Source organism: Collinsella sp. CLA-ER-H3, from assembly GCF_040092425.1.
Taxonomy (GTDB): domain Bacteria; phylum Actinomycetota; class Coriobacteriia; order Coriobacteriales; family Coriobacteriaceae; genus Collinsella.
The window spans coordinates 116,062-132,152 of the sequence record NZ_JBBNLP010000009.1 but is presented as its reverse complement, the minus strand read 5'-3'; the positions used below and the strand labels follow the sequence as shown (position 1 = coordinate 132,152).

Here is a 16,091-nt window from a genome sequence, read left to right as displayed (position 1 = left end):
TCGAGGCCTACCTCGTGTACTATCGTGAGGAGCGGATCAAGAAGTCCCTCGGGTGGCTGAGCCCGATGGAGTACCGCAGGAAGCTTGGATACGCCTAGGCGCGGTCCAAGAAATCGTCCGCACCCCCTCTTGAGGGGTTAAACGGGAACTATTTCACCGCAACTTATCGATGGCGTGTTTGGTTGGTGCCTGTTGATGGTCTGGGTATCGGGGAGGGCGGGCTCCGTTATAATCGCCTAGAACATTAAATGGAAACGGGACGGGAGCCATATATGCGCCAGGGTTTCGACAACGCGAAGTATATCGAGCTGCAGGCTGCTCACATTAAGGAGCGCATCTCGCAGTTTGGTGGCAAGCTCTATTTGGAGTTTGGCGGTAAGCTGTTCGATGACTATCATGCGAGCCGCGTGCTACCGGGTTTTGAACCGGACAGCAAGTTCCGCATGCTCAAGAGCATCGCCGACGATGTCGAGGTTATCATCGCAATCAACGCGAACCACATCGAGAAAAACAAGGCTCGTGGTGACCTCGGTATTACCTATGACGAGGATGTGCTGCGCCTGGTTGACTTGTTCCGCGGCAACGGCTTTGCCGTCGCGGCTGTGGTCATCACCCAGTACGCCGGCCAGCCTGCTGCCGATGTGTTCCGCAACCGCCTGAACGCACTCGGTATTCCCGCCAAGCTGCACTATCCCATCGAGGGGTATCCGCACGATGTCGATCTGATCGTGTCCGACGACGGCTATGGCAAGAACGAGTTTGTCGAGACCACCCGTCCGCTCGTCGTCGTGACGGCACCCGGCCCCGGTTCGGGCAAGCTCGCCACTTGCCTCTCGCAGCTGTATCACGAGCATAAGCACGGTACCGCCGCCGGCTATGCCAAGTTTGAGACCTTCCCGGTTTGGAATCTGCCCCTTACGCATCCGGTCAACATTGCCTACGAGGCCGCCACGGCAGACCTCGACGATGCCAACATCATCGACTCGTTCCACCTTGAGGCCTACAACAAGACCACGGTCAACTACAACCGCGACGTCGAGGCCTTCCCGGTAGTCCGTGCCCTGATGGAAAAGATCCTGGGCAAGAGCCCCTACCAGAGCCCTACGGACATGGGCGTCAATATGGTCGGCTTTGCCATCACCGATGACGATGCCTGCCGCGACGCTTCCAAGATGGAGATCGTCCGCCGCTACTTTACCGCGGTCGAAAATGTGCGCCGTACCGGCGTGGGCGATGAGCAAGTCGACCGTCTCAAGATTATTATGAAGAAAGCCGGCATCGATAAGAACTACTCGCCGGCGCGCTCGGCGGCCCTCACCAGGGAGCAGCTCACGGGCGGTCCCGTGGGTGCCATGGTCATGCCCGATGGTTCCGTGGTGACCGGTAAGACCTCTACGCGCCTGGGCGCCGCAAGTTCGCTCATTATGAACGCCCTCAAGCATGTCTCGGGCGTCGACCTTGAGCTCGAGGTCATTAGCGATGAGGCGATCGAGCCCATCAGCAAGCTCAAGACGCATTTCCTGGGCAGCAAAAACCCGCGCCTCCACACCGACGAGACGCTTATGGCGTTGTCGATCACCTCGGCCACGAGTGAGACGGCCGCTCGCGTCCTTTCGGGCCTGGAGCAGCTGCGCGGTTGCGATGCCTTCTTTAGCGTGATCATCTCGCCGACGGACGAGACGGTACTGCGCAAACTGGGTATCAACGTGTGCTGCGAGCCCAAGTTCGAGCGCCGCGGTTTCTTCCATCGCTAAGTTTGAAGCACCGCGGTAATTGCATTGCATTTTGGCCGTATCGGGTTAGCGCCCGGTACGGCTTTTTGATCAATAAAGCGCCTATTTCGGCGAAAAATAGCCGTTTACCTGCCTAGAAACAATTTGAGCGGTATACAATAACCGTAACTGTTTCATCCTTAGCGGGATGCCGCATGATGGATATTACCTGCCATCGTGAGGTGTGTCGGTCGCGCACGGCGCGTTAGATGCTCGTGCTCGGTTTGAGGAGGCTGCTATGGCGGGCAAGGGCCGTGCGAGTGTCAACGATATGAAGCGTGTCGAGGTGCTGGTGTTGATGGAGATCGACCAGCAAACCGAAGACAATGGCGGGCCGTATGGTTTCTCGCGCAAAACGCTTGCCGAGCGCGTGGGGGTTTCGCCGTATCGTGCCCGCGCCGCAATCGATCGCTTGGATTCCGAAGGCATGATTGATGTCGTCTCGCGTTATAGCGACGACGGCGGTCAGCTTGCAAATGGCATTTGCCTCACCGAACGTGGCAAGTGGTATCTTGAGGGCGTCCGTACCGGCATGCTCGTTCAAGAAATGCTCGAAGACGAGGTTACTGATCGATAGCATCATGTAATCCTTGCCATAGCGACGCCGCCTGGGAAACCGGGCGGCGTTTTGTTTCAAGATTGAGAAATGCAATCGCACGCGAGAAAAATTGCGAACGGTTCGCGGTGCGAGTATTACAATGAAGACCCGTAAGATGTGGATAAACAACTTCTACGGGAAGCGCAGGTAACTCAATATGACCAAGCATGTGTTCGTAACCGGTGGCGTGGTTTCGTCCCTGGGCAAGGGTATCACCGCGGCCTCGCTGGGCCGTCTGCTCAAGTCGCGTGGCTACAAAGTAACGATGCAGAAGGCCGACCCGTATCTGAACGTCGACCCCGGTACCATGAGCCCCTTCCAGCATGGTGAGGTCTTCGTTACCGAGGACGGTTACGAGTCCGACCTGGACCTGGGTCATTACGAGCGCTTTATTGATGAGAACCTGACCCGCGATTCCAACTTTACGACCGGTGCCATCTACAAAAGCCTAATCGCCCGCGAGCGTCGCGGCGACTTTTTGGGCGGTACCGTGCAGGTGATTCCTCACGTCACCAATGCCATTAAGGACAAGTTCCGCCGCATCGAGGAGCAGACCGGCTCCGATGTAGTCATCACCGAGCTGGGCGGCACGATCGGCGACATCGAGTCGCAGCCGTTTGTCGAGGCCATCCGCCAGTACCGTAAGGAGGCCGGCCCCGAGAACGTCTGCTACATCCACGTGTCGCTCGTTCCCTATATCGCCGCCGCCCACGAGGTTAAGACCAAGCCCACGCAGCATTCCGTCAAGGAGCTCCGCAGCTTTGGCATCCAGCCCGATATCATCGTGCTGCGCTCCGACCACCATATCGATGACGCTATCCGCGGAAAGATCGCAAGCTTCTGCGACGTCGACACCGATTGCGTCTTTACCAACGAGGACTGCGCGAGCATTTACGATGTTCCGCAGCTGCTTGCCGAGCAGGACTTTGACCTGCGCATTTGCGAGCGCCTGGGTCTGGATCCGCGTGAGCGCGACATGAGCGAGTGGAACGAGTTCCTGCGCAAACAGAATCACGCCAACCATCACGCCGACAAGGTGAAGATCGCCGTCGTGGGTAAGTATACGCAGCTGCCCGATGCGTACCTGTCGGTTATCGAGGCCCTGCACCATGCGGGCGTCTTCTACGATCGCCATGTGGACGTCCAGCTGGTCGACGGCGAGAGTCTTGACGAGCAGAATGTCTCCGAGGTTCTGGGCGACGCCTCGGGCATCCTGGTCCCCGGCGGCTTTGGCAAGCGCGCCCTGGAGGGTAAGATCCTCGCGGCCGAGTTTGCCCGTGAGCACAAGATTCCGTATCTGGGCATTTGCCTGGGTATGCAGGTCGCCGTGTGCGAGTTCGCCCGCAATGTCGTTGGCCTTGCCGGCGCCAGCTCCTCTGAGTTCGATCCGGATGGCCCGTATAGTGTCATCGATCTGATGAGCTCGCAGGAGGACGTGACCGAGAAGGGCGGCACCATGCGCCTGGGCGCCTATCCGTGCAAGCTCGCCGCCGATACTCTTGCTCGCGAGGCATATGGCGAGGAACTCGTCTACGAGCGTCACCGTCACCGCTTTGAGTTCAACAACGCCTTCCGTGACCAGCTCGAGGACGCCGGTTTGGTTATCTCGGGTCTGTCGCCTGACGAGCGCTTGGTCGAGATGGTCGAGCTGCCGCGCGACGTGCATCCGTGGTATGTGGCAACCCAGGCTCATCCCGAGTTCAAGAGCCGCCCGACCAACCCGCAGCCGCTGTTCCGCGAGTTCGTGCGCGCCTCGATCGGCCAGCACGAGGGCGTCGACCGTCTGCAGGTGACGCCCATGAACCTCGCTACGGACTAAGGGTGCCGGCGAATAAGGAACATACCGAAGCTACTCCCTCGTCGCTCGCCGTGGCGGCGGGGGAGTATCTCGATTATCTCGCGGTCGAGCGGGGCTTGGCGCGCAACACGATTGTGGCCTATCGTCGTGACCTGACGACGTACTGCGCCTATCTGGAGCGGGCGGGTATTGTGTCTTTTGAAGAGGTGACCCGTCAGGTCGTGGAGGGCTTTGTCGCCGATCGCCGCGACGGAGGCTATTCCGACGCCTCGGTGGAGCGCGCGCTTGCTGCCGTGAAGGGCCTGCATGCCTTTTTGGTGCGCGATGGGGCCGTGGCCCAAAACCCGACGGCGGCGTTGCGCCTGCCTAAAAAGGCTGAGCGTTTGCCGGAGTATCTATCGGTGGAGGATGTCTCGGCGCTGCTCGATCAAGACTTCCCCGAGGGCGAGATGGGACTGCGCGACCATGCCATCTTGGAAGTGCTCTACGGATGCGGTTTGCGTGTGAGTGAGCTGGTTGGGCTCGATATGGGCGATATCCATATCGACGATGGCTTTGTACTCGTTCGCGGTAAGGGCTCAAAGGAACGCCTGTCCCCGCTGGTGGGAAGCGCGGCGCGAGCTCTGACGCTCTATGTAACTGAGGGGCGTTCTCGCTTGGCGGCCCATGCCCGCGGAACCGAGACCTCGGCGGTCTTTTTAAATAAGAACGGACGTCGCCTGTCGCGCCAGGCCGTGCATGCGATATGCGAGCGGTATGGGCGTCAGGTGGGGCTGGTGGGACTCCATCCCCACACGCTGCGTCACTCCTTTGCCACCCATATGCTTGCGGGCGGCGCAGACCTCCGTGTGCTACAGGAGATCTTGGGACATGCCGATATATCGACCACGCAGGTCTACACGCATGTCGACCGAACGCAACTGACCGAGGTCTATCTGGCGGCGCATCCGCTAGCACATCGCTAGCACCTCGCTGACCTGCATATTTATAAATATTAAATGGGACGGGCCCCAGATTGCCGAGACGCACTTTTGCGCGCATGGGCAATCTGGGGCCCGTCCCATTTTTCGCCAGACACCGACGCGGTGGTGGGCCGTGTGTACCGTGGGCGGGGGAGTTTGGGGGCGATGTGAACGGCGTGTAAAGGGACGTAAAAATCGCCTCAAGGTCAACTTGAAGGTTGAGGTTCGCGGGCGTGGTTCTACAGGTGGCATCCCGCTGTTGCTGTAAACACAACATATTGTGTTTTCGAACATATGCTTGGGGGTGTTTTGCAATATATGGTGGGTGGAGTAGTGGGGCGGGGTGGGGGAAGGGGTGGGGAAAGGTGTTGAAAAATGGGGCGGTTCCCCATATTATTAATGACGTCGACAGGCGGGGTGGTTCCCCGCGTACGTGCCATCTGAGTAACCGAGGGGAGGGCGCACATGGGAATGACTGGTGCATACGAGCGCAATCTCGATGCAAAAGGTCGTCTGTCCCTGCCTGCACCTCTTCGCGAGGAGCTTGGAGAGCACGTTCGCGTGTTCAAAGCCCTGGATGTCGATGCTCTGTACGTGTTCTCTGCCGAGGCCTTCGATAAGTGGGTCGAAGGACTCTTCGCGGGTCGTGAGGGCCACGAGGGTTTTAACCCGCGTGACATTAATGACCAGAAGCTCATGAGGGCGATCAACAAGCGCACCACGTCGATGGATGTGGACAGTGCCGGTCGTATCGGTCTTTCCGAGTCTCTCCGCAAGCAGGCGAACCTCGACCGCGAGGTCACGGTTGTGGGCAACTACGACCACCTTGAGGTTTGGGATCGCGCCGCGGCCGATGAGGACGATGACGATGAGGCCCTGCTGGACCTCTTCTTCTCGTGAGGGCAAGGCACGGGTAACGGATGGAGCGTGGGATCTTGACACAAGAATATCGGCATGAACCTGTCATGCTCGGCGAAGTGCTTGAGTCGCTGCGGCTAAAGAGCGGCTCCGTTGTCTGCGATTGCACCCTTGGCGGTGCCGGCCATTCGGTAAAGATGGCCGCGCAGGTGGGGGAGACGGGCCTTTTGCTCGGCGTCGATCAGGACGACATGGCCCTCGAGGCCGCTGGCGCCCGTCTGGACCGCGAGGTTCCCGGCGTTCCGCACCAGCTGCTGAAGGGCAACTTCGGCGACTTGGACGAGCTGCTTTGCTCGGCCGAGGTGCCCGGGGTCGATGGCTTCCTGTTCGATTTGGGCGTTTCGTCACCGCAACTCGATATCCCTGGTAGGGGCTTTTCGTATAACGAGGACGCCCCATTGGACATGCGGATGGATCCGGGTAATAACACCTTAAACGCAGCTGAGGTCATCAACACCTATAACGAACACGACCTCGCCCGGATTCTACGCGTCTACGGAGAAGAGAAGTTCGCCTCGCAGATTGCGCGCGAGATCGTGCGCCGCCGCGAGCAAGAACCGATCGAAACCACCGGCCAATTTGTCGAGATCATCAAGGCGGGTATCCCGGCTGCCGCTCGTCGGCATGGCGGACACCCGGCCAAGAAAAGTTTCCAGGCCATTCGCATCGAGGTCAATCACGAGCTCGATGTGCTCGAACGAGGGCTTGATGCCGCCACCAGGTGGCTCAACCCGGGCGGACGTATCTGCGTCATCTCGTATCACTCGCTCGAGGACCGTATCGTAAAGAACCACTTTAAGGAGATGAGCCAGGGGTGCACGTGCCCGCCGGAGATTCCGGTGTGCGTGTGCGGCAACGTGCCGATACTCAAGGTCATCACCCGCAAACCCTTGGTTGCCCAGCCTGATGAGGTTGAGCGCAACCCTCGGGCGAGATCAGCCAAAATCCGCGTGGCGCAGCGTCTGTAGGCGCGACCGCGCGATATTGGACCTCCCGCTCGCACCATAAACGAAGCTTAAACACACTACCAACGTACTCGGGATGGGAGGCGGCATATCATGGGCTACAACACTTCAAGCGCAGCACTCGCCTATGATATGAACGCCATGCCCGCCTATCGTGAGACGCCGCAGGCTCCCGTTGCTCCCCGTGAGCAGCGCACGCCGCGCTTTGATGTCTACACGGGCGCGGGCCGTCAGGCAAACCAGGCGGTAAGCCCGGTTTTCATGAGCGTTCTTAAAACGTTTTGCATCATTGCGGCTATCTTCATGACGATCGGCGTCGCCCGCGTGGCGCTCGCCGGCGTTACGGCCCAGGTGCTCAACAGCAACGCCGAGCTTACCAACACGCTCGAAAAGGCGACCGATGAGAGCTCCGACCTGGAGGTCATGCATTCGGTCTATGGCGCCGACACGCGCATTCGCGACCTTGCGGGCGCTTATGGCATGGTGGAGCCCAGCGAGAGCGTTACACTTGACTTTTCGCAGGATGCAGCCGCGGGCGCCAACGCGACCGCGACCGCTCAGTAGCAAGACGGTAGCTGAGTATGACAAATGACTATCGCCGCGGTTCCGATGGGGGCCGCGGTTCTGGACGTCCCTCGTCGCGGGGACGTTCTGGTTATCAAGGAACGGGTCGGCAATCTTACAACGCCGGGCGGTCCCGTGGCAACGACCCGGCGTCGCGACTTCGCGGCTCGGGCGGCCCTCAAGTGCATAACACCAGGTCGCGCAAGAGTTCGTCGACCGAATGGCTCACAGGCACGCCTCTGCCTCGCCGCAAAGCCGTCATGGGTTTCATTGGGTTTGGCTTGGGCTTGGGCGTCTTTCGTCTTGCCGACTATCAAATTGTCGAAGCCGATAAACTGCGCGAGCGTGCCGATGCGCGCCGCCTGCTTGCGCAGACCCTCTATGCCAAACGTGGCACCATCTACGACCGCAACGGCAACGTGCTGGCGTCGTCGGTCGAATGTCGCAACATCGCCGTGAACCCGCAGCTTGTCGAGGATGTCGACAAGACGGTGTCGGCGCTGGTCAAGGCAACTGGAATCGATAAAAAGACCTGCCGCAAGCTCGTCGAGTCCGATGGCACCTGGGTGTATATCAAGCGCCAGGTGGACGAAGACGATGCTGCGGCGCTGGAGAAGAAGAATCTGCCCGGCGTGCTTTTTGAGCAGGCCATGAAGCGCGTATATCCATACGGCAATCTGGCATCGCAGGTGCTGGGTGTAGTGAATGTAGACAACGACGGCTTGACGGGTCTCGAAAAGCAATACAACAAGCTTCTGACCGGCACGAACGGTTCTCTCGTACGCGAGCGCGCGAGGGACGGCAGCTATATCGCGGGCGGTGCCTATAAAAAGGTGGCTGCGGTCGACGGCGTTGATATCGTGACGACGCTCGACGTCAATATCCAGCGTGCGGCCGAGGATGCCCTGGCAGAGGCAGTTGAGAAGACTAAGGCCAAGAACGGCTCGGCGCTGGTCACCGATCCTACGACAGGCGAGATTTTGGCAGCCTGCTCGTACCCGACCTACGACCAGACCGATCTGGAGAATGCCAAGACCGAGGATATGAATCTGCGCCTGGTCACCGACGCCTACGAGCCCGGCTCGGTCTTTAAGACGCTCGTGGCGGGCGCCGGCTTCGACTTGGGCGTCGTGCGATCGAGTACGTCGTTTGAGGTGCCGGCGAGCATCAAGGTGGGCGACGATACCGTCACCGATGCCGACAAGCGCGACTATGCCATGACCATGGATGTGCGCGAGATGATGCGCCGTTCGTCCAACGTGGGCTTTGTCCTAGTGGGGCGCAAGATCGGTGCCGACGACTTTGCCGCCTATGTGGACAAGTGGGGCATCGGTCACAGCTCGGGTGTCGATTTTCCGGGAGAGAGCCTGGGTATCGTCAAGGAGCGTGACCAGTATGACGGCGCCACGCTGGGCTCGATGAGCTTTGGACAGGCACTGTCTGTCTCGCCGATTGAGATCGCACGTGCCGTGGGCGGCATCGCCAACGGCGGCGTGATGATGACACCGCACTTCTATAAGTCCAGCAAGGGCGACGAGAAGGACTGGGGCGAAGGCGAGCGCGCGATTTCGGAGGACGCCGCATCCCAGGTGACATCGTGCATGCAGACGGTCGTGTCCGAGGGAACGGGCGTTGGCGGCGCGGTTGACGGCTATGACGTGGCGGGTAAGACCGGTACGGCCGAACGTGCCGACGAGAACGGCGGCTACCTCAAGGAGAACTACATGTCGTCCTTTATGGGCTTTGCACCGGCACAATCGCCCAAGGTGCTGTGCTATATCACGCTCGACGGAACGCCGAGCGGCTCAGATGCCGCTGCGGTGCCGTTCCAGTCCATTATGGCCAACGCGCTCGACGTGCTGGGTATCCCGCACACGAAGTAGGGGGTTACAATCTTTGGGGCGTGGTTTGTTGTCCCATATGAGGGTGTTCACATGCCCTGCACCACGCATGGGCGGCGCTGGGATACAATACGCCGATAGCATTATTAGGTTTACAGGGGAGCTGCAATGATAGAGATCGCCGTCAACAACCTCGCGGCCGCAACAGGGGCCCGAACCGTGACGGGAGAAGCCGATCGGGTATGCCGCGGGTGCGTTATCGACTCGCGCCAGGTCGAGGAAGGGACGATTTTCGTCGCCTTTCCCGGTGAAAACGTCGACGGCAATGATTTTGCTTCCCGTGCCGTCCAGTCGGGTGCCGGCGCCGTCGTGATGACGCGTGAGCCCGAGGCCGAGCTGGTCTCGCTGGCGCAGGACAAGGGGTGCGCCATCCTGCTGACCGATGATCCCGAGGAGTTTCTGCTGCGTTTGGCGCACACGTATCGCCTGGAGCTTGGCTGCCTGGTCGTTGGTATTACCGGTTCCATCGGCAAGACGACGATCAAGGACGTGCTCGCCGCCGTGCTCGCCAAGCGCTATCGTGTCTGGGCCACCAAGGGCAATTTCAATAACCTGATCGGCATGCCGCTCACGGTGCTTTCCGCTCCGGCCGATACCGAGGTCCTGGTGCTCGAGATGGGCATGAACCATTTCCACGAGATTGAGCGCCTGACCCAGTCCGCCAATCCCAACCTTGCCATCGTGAGCAAGATTGGTACCTCTCACATCGGCATTTTGGGCAGCCGCGAGAACATCGCCCGCGCTAAGGCCGAGATTGTCCAGGGTATGTGCGCCGCCGGCGACTTCTTGCCGCTGCTGGTTTTGGGCGGTGAGGACGACTTTACGCCGTTCATTCGCGATACGTTCGCCCAGCCTGCTGGTATCGATGTGATGCTGGCCGGCGTCTCGGACGATGATGAGGTCCGTGCCCGCGACATTCGTGTTGATGACGAGGGCCGTCCGGTCTTTACGCTCGATTTTGGCCAGGGTGAGACGACCGATACCATGCTTGCCATCCCCGGCGTGCAGTCCGTCCCAAATGCCGTTAAGGCCGCCGCAGTTGCCTATCGCCTGGGCGTGACGCCCGAGCAGATCGATGCTGCCTTTAGGGGCCTCACGATCACCGGGCACCGCCAGGAGATCAAGCGCGCCAAGAGCGGTGCCCGCGTCATCGACGATTCCTATAACGCCAGCGCCGAATCCATGGCTGCTGGTCTCGATCTGCTGTGCTCGCTTTCGTGCACGGGGTCTCGCATGGCGATCCTGGGCGAGATGGGCGAGATGGGCGATGAGGCTCCTCGCATGCATGAGCTCGTGGGCGCCTATGCCGCCGCCAAGAAGCTCGACATGCTGGCGTGCGTGGGTGGTGAGCTGGCCCAGCTTATGGCCGATGCCGCGCGCATGATGGGCATGGACGAGGACCGCATCCAGGTGTTCTCCGATTATCAGCAGGTGCTCGACCGCATGGGCGGCGCGCTTGAAAAACATGATGTTGTACTGGTCAAGGGTTCCCGCTTTGTTGAGCTCGACCGCTTTGTGGAAGGTGTGTGCTAGCCCATGTTCGGCAATCCCTCGTATCCAACGTATCAGGCTTTTTTGGGGCTTGGCATCGCCGCTGCCATTGCGCTGCTGCTCATGCCGTGGTGGATCAAGCTACTTAAGGTCGAGGGTATCGGCCAGCAGGTTCGTGCCGACGGCCCCAAGCGTCATTTGGTTAAGCAGGGAACGCCCACCATGGGTGGCGTTGTCATTCTCGTCGCGATTTCGCTGACCTGCCTGCTGATGGGCAAGCTCACCACCGAGCTCGTGCTCGTGCTGCTCGCCACGCTGGCGACCGGCGTGCTGGGCCTGATCGACGACCTGACCTCCGTTACGCATGGGCGCTCGCTCGGTCTGACGCCTCATGCCAAGATGATCGGCCTAACCATTATCTGTGTCACCTTTACGGTACTTGCCGTTAACTGGTGCGGCGTCGCCCCCGAGATTCGTTTTCCCGGCGGCCTGACGATTGACCTTGGCGTGCTTTCGACCACCATCTGCGGCCTTTCGTTCCCGTGGCTCTACATTGTCTTTTGCTGGCTGATGATCGCCGGTCTTTCTAATGCCGTGAACCTGACCGATGGCCTTGACGGTCTTGCTGGCGGCACCTCCATGATTGCCATGCTCGCCATGGCTGCCATGGCGTTTTTGCACGGAGACGTGAACCTGTCCATCTTCTGCACCGCGTGTGCCGGTGCCTGCTTGGGCTTTCTGTGGTTCAACTGCTATCCGGCGAGCATCTTTATGGGCGATACCGGCTCGCTTGCCCTGGGCGCCGCGTTTGCCTGCACGTCCATCATGACCAACACCGAGGTCGTCTCCCTCATCATCGGCGGCCTGTTTATCGTTGAGACCCTGTCGGTCATGATTCAGGTTGTCTACTTCCACTTTACGCACAAGCGCGTCTTCCTTATGGCGCCCATTCATCATCATTTCGAAAAGAAGGGCTGGGCCGAGACCAAGGTCGTCATCCGTTTTTGGATTATCGCTGCTGCCTTTGGTGCCGTTGGCCTTGCTCTGTTCTTCCAGTTGGGATAGTGGTCTTTCATGCCTCTTGCTGATGTCTTTAGCCTGCTCGTTTTGGGTCAGGGCAAATCCGGTCTCGATGTCGCCCGCTGGGCGCTGGCACATCCCGAGCGCGTAAGCGCCGTTACCGTGTATGGCGGCGGCACCTCTGAGCCCAATGACGCCACGCGTGCGCTCGAGGCTGCTGGTGCGTCGTTTGTCTATGGGGCCGAACAGGTCGAGGGCGCCTATGACGTGTGCGTGACATGCCCGGGTATTTCGGAGTTCTCGTCCTTCTTTAAGGCGGGGCGTGAGCATGCCGCTCAGATTATGGGCGAGCCCGAGTTTGCCTATCGCTTGTCTCCCCAAAATTGGATTGCCATCACGGGCACCAACGGCAAGACAACTACCACGTCGCTGACTGATTATCTGCTCAAGGCCGCCGGTGAAGCCAGCGTGGCCGTCGGCAATATCGGTGAGCCGCCGGTGAACGAGATCGACGGCCGCGCACATAATGAGTGGTTTGTGGCCGAGCTGTCGAGTTATCAGATTGCTACGACCGCCGAGCTTCATCCTCGCGTGGCGGTGCTGCTCAACATCACGCCCGACCACCTGGGCTGGCACAAGAGCCACAAGAACTATGCGCTTGCCAAGATCAAGTTGTTCGAGAATATGGTCGACGACGACCTCGTGGTTATCGACGTTGAGGATGCCGGCATCCATGAGTTCGATGAGTACATCTACATGCCGGGCCGCCGCATCTGCAAGGTCGCTTTTGACGAGCCCGAGGGTGCAGACGCCGCCTTTGTGCGCGACGGCAAGATGATCGTGCGTCTGAAGGGTGTCGAGACCCCGCTCATCGCTACATCCGAGCTCAAGATCTCGGGCCATCACAATGTCATCAATGCCCTATGTGCTGCCACGGCTGCTTTGGCCGTCGGTGCCGATCCCGAGGGCATTTGCCGTGGTTTGGCATCGTTCCAGCCGCTGGAGCACCGCGTTGAGCCCTGTGGCGAGATCGATGGCGTGCGCTACGTCAACGATTCCAAGGCAACGAACACCGATGCAGTCGAAAAGGCCCTGACGGCGTTTCCCGACGACGATGTGATTTTGCTGCTCGGCGGCCACGATAAGGGTACGCCGCTTGCGGACTTTGCCCGCGTCGTTATGGACAACGTGCGCTCGGTCGTTTGCTTTGGCGATGCGCGCGAGCGCTTTACCGCCGCTATGGACGAGGCCGATGTCGATGGTGACGTGGATATCGCCCAGGCGGATGACCTGCGCGATGCCGTGGACGTCGCCCGTTCGCTGTCGAGCCGTGGCGACGTGATCTTACTTTCTCCTGCCTGCTCTTCGTTCGATGAGTTCTCGGGCTATGAGGAGCGCGGCCGCGTGTTTAAGGACTATGTGGCCCAGCTTGCCGCTGCGGCGAAATCGCAAATGGAATAGGGGTTGCCGGTGAGAGAGGAGAGCCCCCGACAAGGTATGAGGAGGCCCGACTCGGACCGTGCTTCCTCGCGGCGCAGCACACCGCGTTCCGGTCGCGGCGGGCAGACGTTTAGCGAACGCTATATTGCCGGCGTTCCCGCCCGTATCATGCGCCCCCGTTTGATATTCATGGCCTGCCTGTTTACCTTGGTGTGCTTTGGCCTGCTGATGGTGTACTCGGCGTCTTCGGTCGAGGCGCTGCACGAGAATGGCTCGGCGACGTTTTTTCTGTTTCGACAAGCCGCGTTTGCCGGAGTTGGCGTGCTGGCTATGGTTGCCATCGTGCGCATCTTGCCGGACAGTTGGTTTGGGGAAGACGTGCTCAGGATCTTCCTCATAGGCATGATAGGGCTACTGTTTCTGGTGTTCTTGGTGGGCAGCGGCAGCCGTGGCGCCACGCGCTGGCTCAACATCGCCGGCATTCAGTTCCAGCCTTCCGAGTTTTTAAAGCCATTTGCCATTGCGTATTCGGCCATCATGCTCGATCGCTTCTTTTCGCCCGGTGGCAACATCAACGAATTCCTTCGCAAGATGGGCATCTACCTGGGCATTTCGCTCTTTCTGATCTTTATCCAGCCCGATTTCGGTACTGTCCTGATCATCCTGTTGACCCTCATGTGCATGGCGTTGTTTGCGGGTCTCGACCCCAGATTTATCATCGGCGTGCTAATCTTCGGCATTCTCGTGATCGCGATTGCGCTTGTCGCAGAGCCGTACCGTATGGTGCGTATTCAGGTTGCCTTGAACCCTTGGGCCGACGAGTATGGTGACGGCTATCAGGCCACGCTTGCCATCATGGCCTTTGCCTCGGGCGGTCTGTTCGGCCGTGGCATCGGCAACTCAACCATGAAGTACTCGTATCTGCCCGAGGCGCACAATGACTACATTCTGGCTATCATTGGCGAGGAAGTCGGCTTTGTCGGAACCGTGCTGTTCTTCTTGGTGTTTGCGATGCTGATCTACTCGGCGTTTCGCATTGCCGAGCAGGCGACCGATCGTCGGGGCGCGCTCATGGCGTCTGGCTCCGCGGTCATTCTCGCAGTGCAGTTTTTGATTAACGCGCTGGGCATCCTCAACGTGTTTCCCATGACGGGCAAACCGTTGCCGTTTATTAGCTACGGCGGTTCGTCGATTATTGTGTCGCTTATGCTTGCCGGGTTGATCCTGCGCGTTTCGTACGAGAGCGCCCGCCGCGATGAGTATGACCGCCGCCGTGAGAGCTTTGCCGTTATGGACGAGAGCACCGCCGGCGTGCCCCACGTGCGCGGCGAGCGATCTTCGCGTAACGGTTTTACCGTCCTGGATGGCTCTGCGACCGAGCCGGCAGCCCGCCCGCGTCAGCGAACGGCGCCGCAAGGTCGTCCTCAGCGCCCCACTCCTCGCAATGCGGGCGGCGGATATAATCGAATCGATTTGAACTCGGACCCGTCGGCGCGTCTGCGCACCGACGACCAGGGACCGCGTGTACGAAGGGACTACCATGACCGATAAAATGACCGTTGCTATTGCAGCCGGCGGCACGGCAGGACACATCAACCCCGCGCTCGCCTTGGCCGAAGAGCTGCGTGACCGTGGCCACCATGTTGTGTTCGTGGGCCAGTCGCGAAAGCTCGAGGGTCGTCTGGTCCCCGAGGCTGGGTTTGATTTTGTGCCCATTACGGTCACGGGCTTCGACCGCTCCCGTCCTTGGACGGCGCTGACCTCGCTGTGGCGTGTCAACAAGGCCAAGCGTGCTCTCGCCAGTCATTTCTCAAAGGTCGGCAAGCCCGATGCCGCCATCGGTTTTGGTGCCTATGTCGAGGTTCCGCTGCTGGGGTGGTGCAAGGGCGCAGGCGTTCCGTATCTGCTGCATGAGCAGAACTCTGTTCCGGGACTGGCCAACAAGATGATGAACTCCCACGCCGCCCGCGTGTGCATCTCGGTGCCGGCAGCGCGTTCGGTCTTTGAGCGCGAAGGTGACCCTGACCACGTGCTCATGACAGGCAACCCCGTACGTCGCTCGGTAATCGAGGGCGATCGCGCTCGCGGCCGCAAGGCACTTGGCGTTCCCGAGGACGCTACGCTGCTGCTCGTCTTTGGCGGTTCACTTGGCGCCCAGCACCTCAATGAGCGCGTGGTTTCGCTCAAAAACGAGCTGCTTTCGCGCAAGAACCTCTATGTGTTGCATTCGACGGGTGCCGACGGCTTTGAGGAGACCGAGCGCGCTTTGGCGCTGACGCCCGAGGAGGCGAAGCGTTACCGCGTCCAGCCTTACATCGACAACATGGGCGATATGCTGGCTGCTGCCGATTTGGCGCTCTCGCGTTCGGGCGCATCGAGCGTGGCCGAGATCGCTGCGCTCGCCGTACCCTCGGTGCTCGTGCCGTATCCGCATGCGACGGCCGACCACCAAACCACCAATGCCCGGTATCTGGTCGACGCCGGGGCCGGCGTGCTCTGCGCCGATGCCGATATCGACGGTCCTGCCTTTGCCGATGAGCTGCTGCACCTGGTCGATGATGCGGTGGCGCGCGAGGCCATGCGTCAGGCGGCGCGTGGTCTGGCTCAGGATAGGGCTGCCGCTCTTCTGGCCGATGCGGTAGAGGGTTTGCGTTAGTTAGAC

The 16,091-nt window shown here is 60.1% G+C and carries 14 protein-coding genes; all 14 read left to right on the top strand.

The features are described from left to right. The coding region (locus tag AAAX32_RS08510; protein WP_349100292.1) for an IS3 family transposase at nucleotides 1-98 on the top strand (98 nt) is incomplete at its 5' end. A gap of 174 nt (nucleotides 99-272) precedes the next feature. Beyond that, complete coding sequence (locus tag AAAX32_RS08505; RefSeq protein ID WP_006234276.1) at nucleotides 273-1,754, top strand: DUF1846 domain-containing protein; 1,482 nt, start codon at nucleotides 273-275, stop codon at nucleotides 1,752-1,754. A 256-nt stretch (nucleotides 1,755-2,010) separates the two neighbouring features. After that, nucleotides 2,011-2,349 carry a hypothetical protein gene (locus tag AAAX32_RS08500; RefSeq protein ID WP_349100524.1) on the top strand — a complete coding sequence of 113 codons (339 nt, stop codon included), beginning with the start codon at nucleotides 2,011-2,013 and terminating at the stop codon, nucleotides 2,347-2,349. A gap of 178 nt (nucleotides 2,350-2,527) precedes the next feature. Further along, on the top strand, nucleotides 2,528-4,189 hold the full coding sequence (locus tag AAAX32_RS08495) for a CTP synthase (protein ID WP_006234274.1): 1,662 nt from the start codon (nucleotides 2,528-2,530) through the stop codon (nucleotides 4,187-4,189). A 2-nt stretch (nucleotides 4,190-4,191) separates the two neighbouring features. Continuing rightward, complete coding sequence (gene xerD / locus AAAX32_RS08490; RefSeq protein WP_217107758.1) at nucleotides 4,192-5,133, top strand: site-specific tyrosine recombinase XerD; 942 nt, start codon at nucleotides 4,192-4,194, stop codon at nucleotides 5,131-5,133. Nucleotides 5,134-5,595: 462 nt separating this feature from the next. Continuing rightward, entirely contained in the window at nucleotides 5,596-6,030 is a 435-nt protein-coding gene (locus AAAX32_RS08485) for a division/cell wall cluster transcriptional repressor MraZ (protein ID WP_006234269.1), read from the top strand. A gap of 20 nt (nucleotides 6,031-6,050) precedes the next feature. Continuing rightward, entirely contained in the window at nucleotides 6,051-7,016 is a 966-nt protein-coding gene (gene rsmH, locus AAAX32_RS08480) for a 16S rRNA (cytosine(1402)-N(4))-methyltransferase RsmH (protein WP_006234266.1), read from the top strand. A gap of 90 nt (nucleotides 7,017-7,106) precedes the next feature. Next, the gene (locus tag AAAX32_RS08475) at nucleotides 7,107-7,577 is read left to right on the top strand and encodes a hypothetical protein (RefSeq protein ID WP_022094483.1); all 471 of its coding nucleotides are present in this window, start codon (nucleotides 7,107-7,109) and stop codon (nucleotides 7,575-7,577) included. Nucleotides 7,578-7,837: 260 nt separating this feature from the next. Beyond that, on the top strand, nucleotides 7,838-9,460 hold the full coding sequence (locus AAAX32_RS08470) for a penicillin-binding protein 2 (protein WP_195568167.1): 1,623 nt from the start codon (nucleotides 7,838-7,840) through the stop codon (nucleotides 9,458-9,460). A 126-nt stretch (nucleotides 9,461-9,586) separates the two neighbouring features. Continuing rightward, complete coding sequence (murF, locus tag AAAX32_RS08465) at nucleotides 9,587-11,011, top strand: UDP-N-acetylmuramoyl-tripeptide--D-alanyl-D-alanine ligase (protein WP_349100523.1); 1,425 nt, start codon at nucleotides 9,587-9,589, stop codon at nucleotides 11,009-11,011. Nucleotides 11,012-11,014: 3 nt separating this feature from the next. Beyond that, nucleotides 11,015-12,034, top strand: coding sequence for a phospho-N-acetylmuramoyl-pentapeptide-transferase (gene mraY / locus AAAX32_RS08460; RefSeq protein WP_006234262.1), 1,020 nt, complete (start codon nucleotides 11,015-11,017; stop codon nucleotides 12,032-12,034). 9 nt (nucleotides 12,035-12,043) lie between these two features. Next, nucleotides 12,044-13,450 carry a UDP-N-acetylmuramoyl-L-alanine--D-glutamate ligase gene (gene murD, locus AAAX32_RS08455; protein WP_117770003.1) on the top strand — a complete coding sequence of 469 codons (1,407 nt, stop codon included), beginning with the start codon at nucleotides 12,044-12,046 and terminating at the stop codon, nucleotides 13,448-13,450. 36 nt (nucleotides 13,451-13,486) lie between these two features. Further along, a complete protein-coding gene (gene ftsW / locus AAAX32_RS08450) occupies nucleotides 13,487-14,980 on the top strand; it encodes a putative lipid II flippase FtsW (protein ID WP_349100522.1) in 1,494 nt (497 codons plus the stop codon). Continuing rightward, on the top strand, nucleotides 14,970-16,085 hold the full coding sequence (murG, locus tag AAAX32_RS08445; RefSeq protein ID WP_349100521.1) for an undecaprenyldiphospho-muramoylpentapeptide beta-N-acetylglucosaminyltransferase: 1,116 nt from the start codon (nucleotides 14,970-14,972) through the stop codon (nucleotides 16,083-16,085). The genes ftsW and murG overlap by 11 nt, the downstream gene beginning before the upstream one ends. The last annotated feature ends 6 nt before the right edge of the window (nucleotides 16,086-16,091 follow it).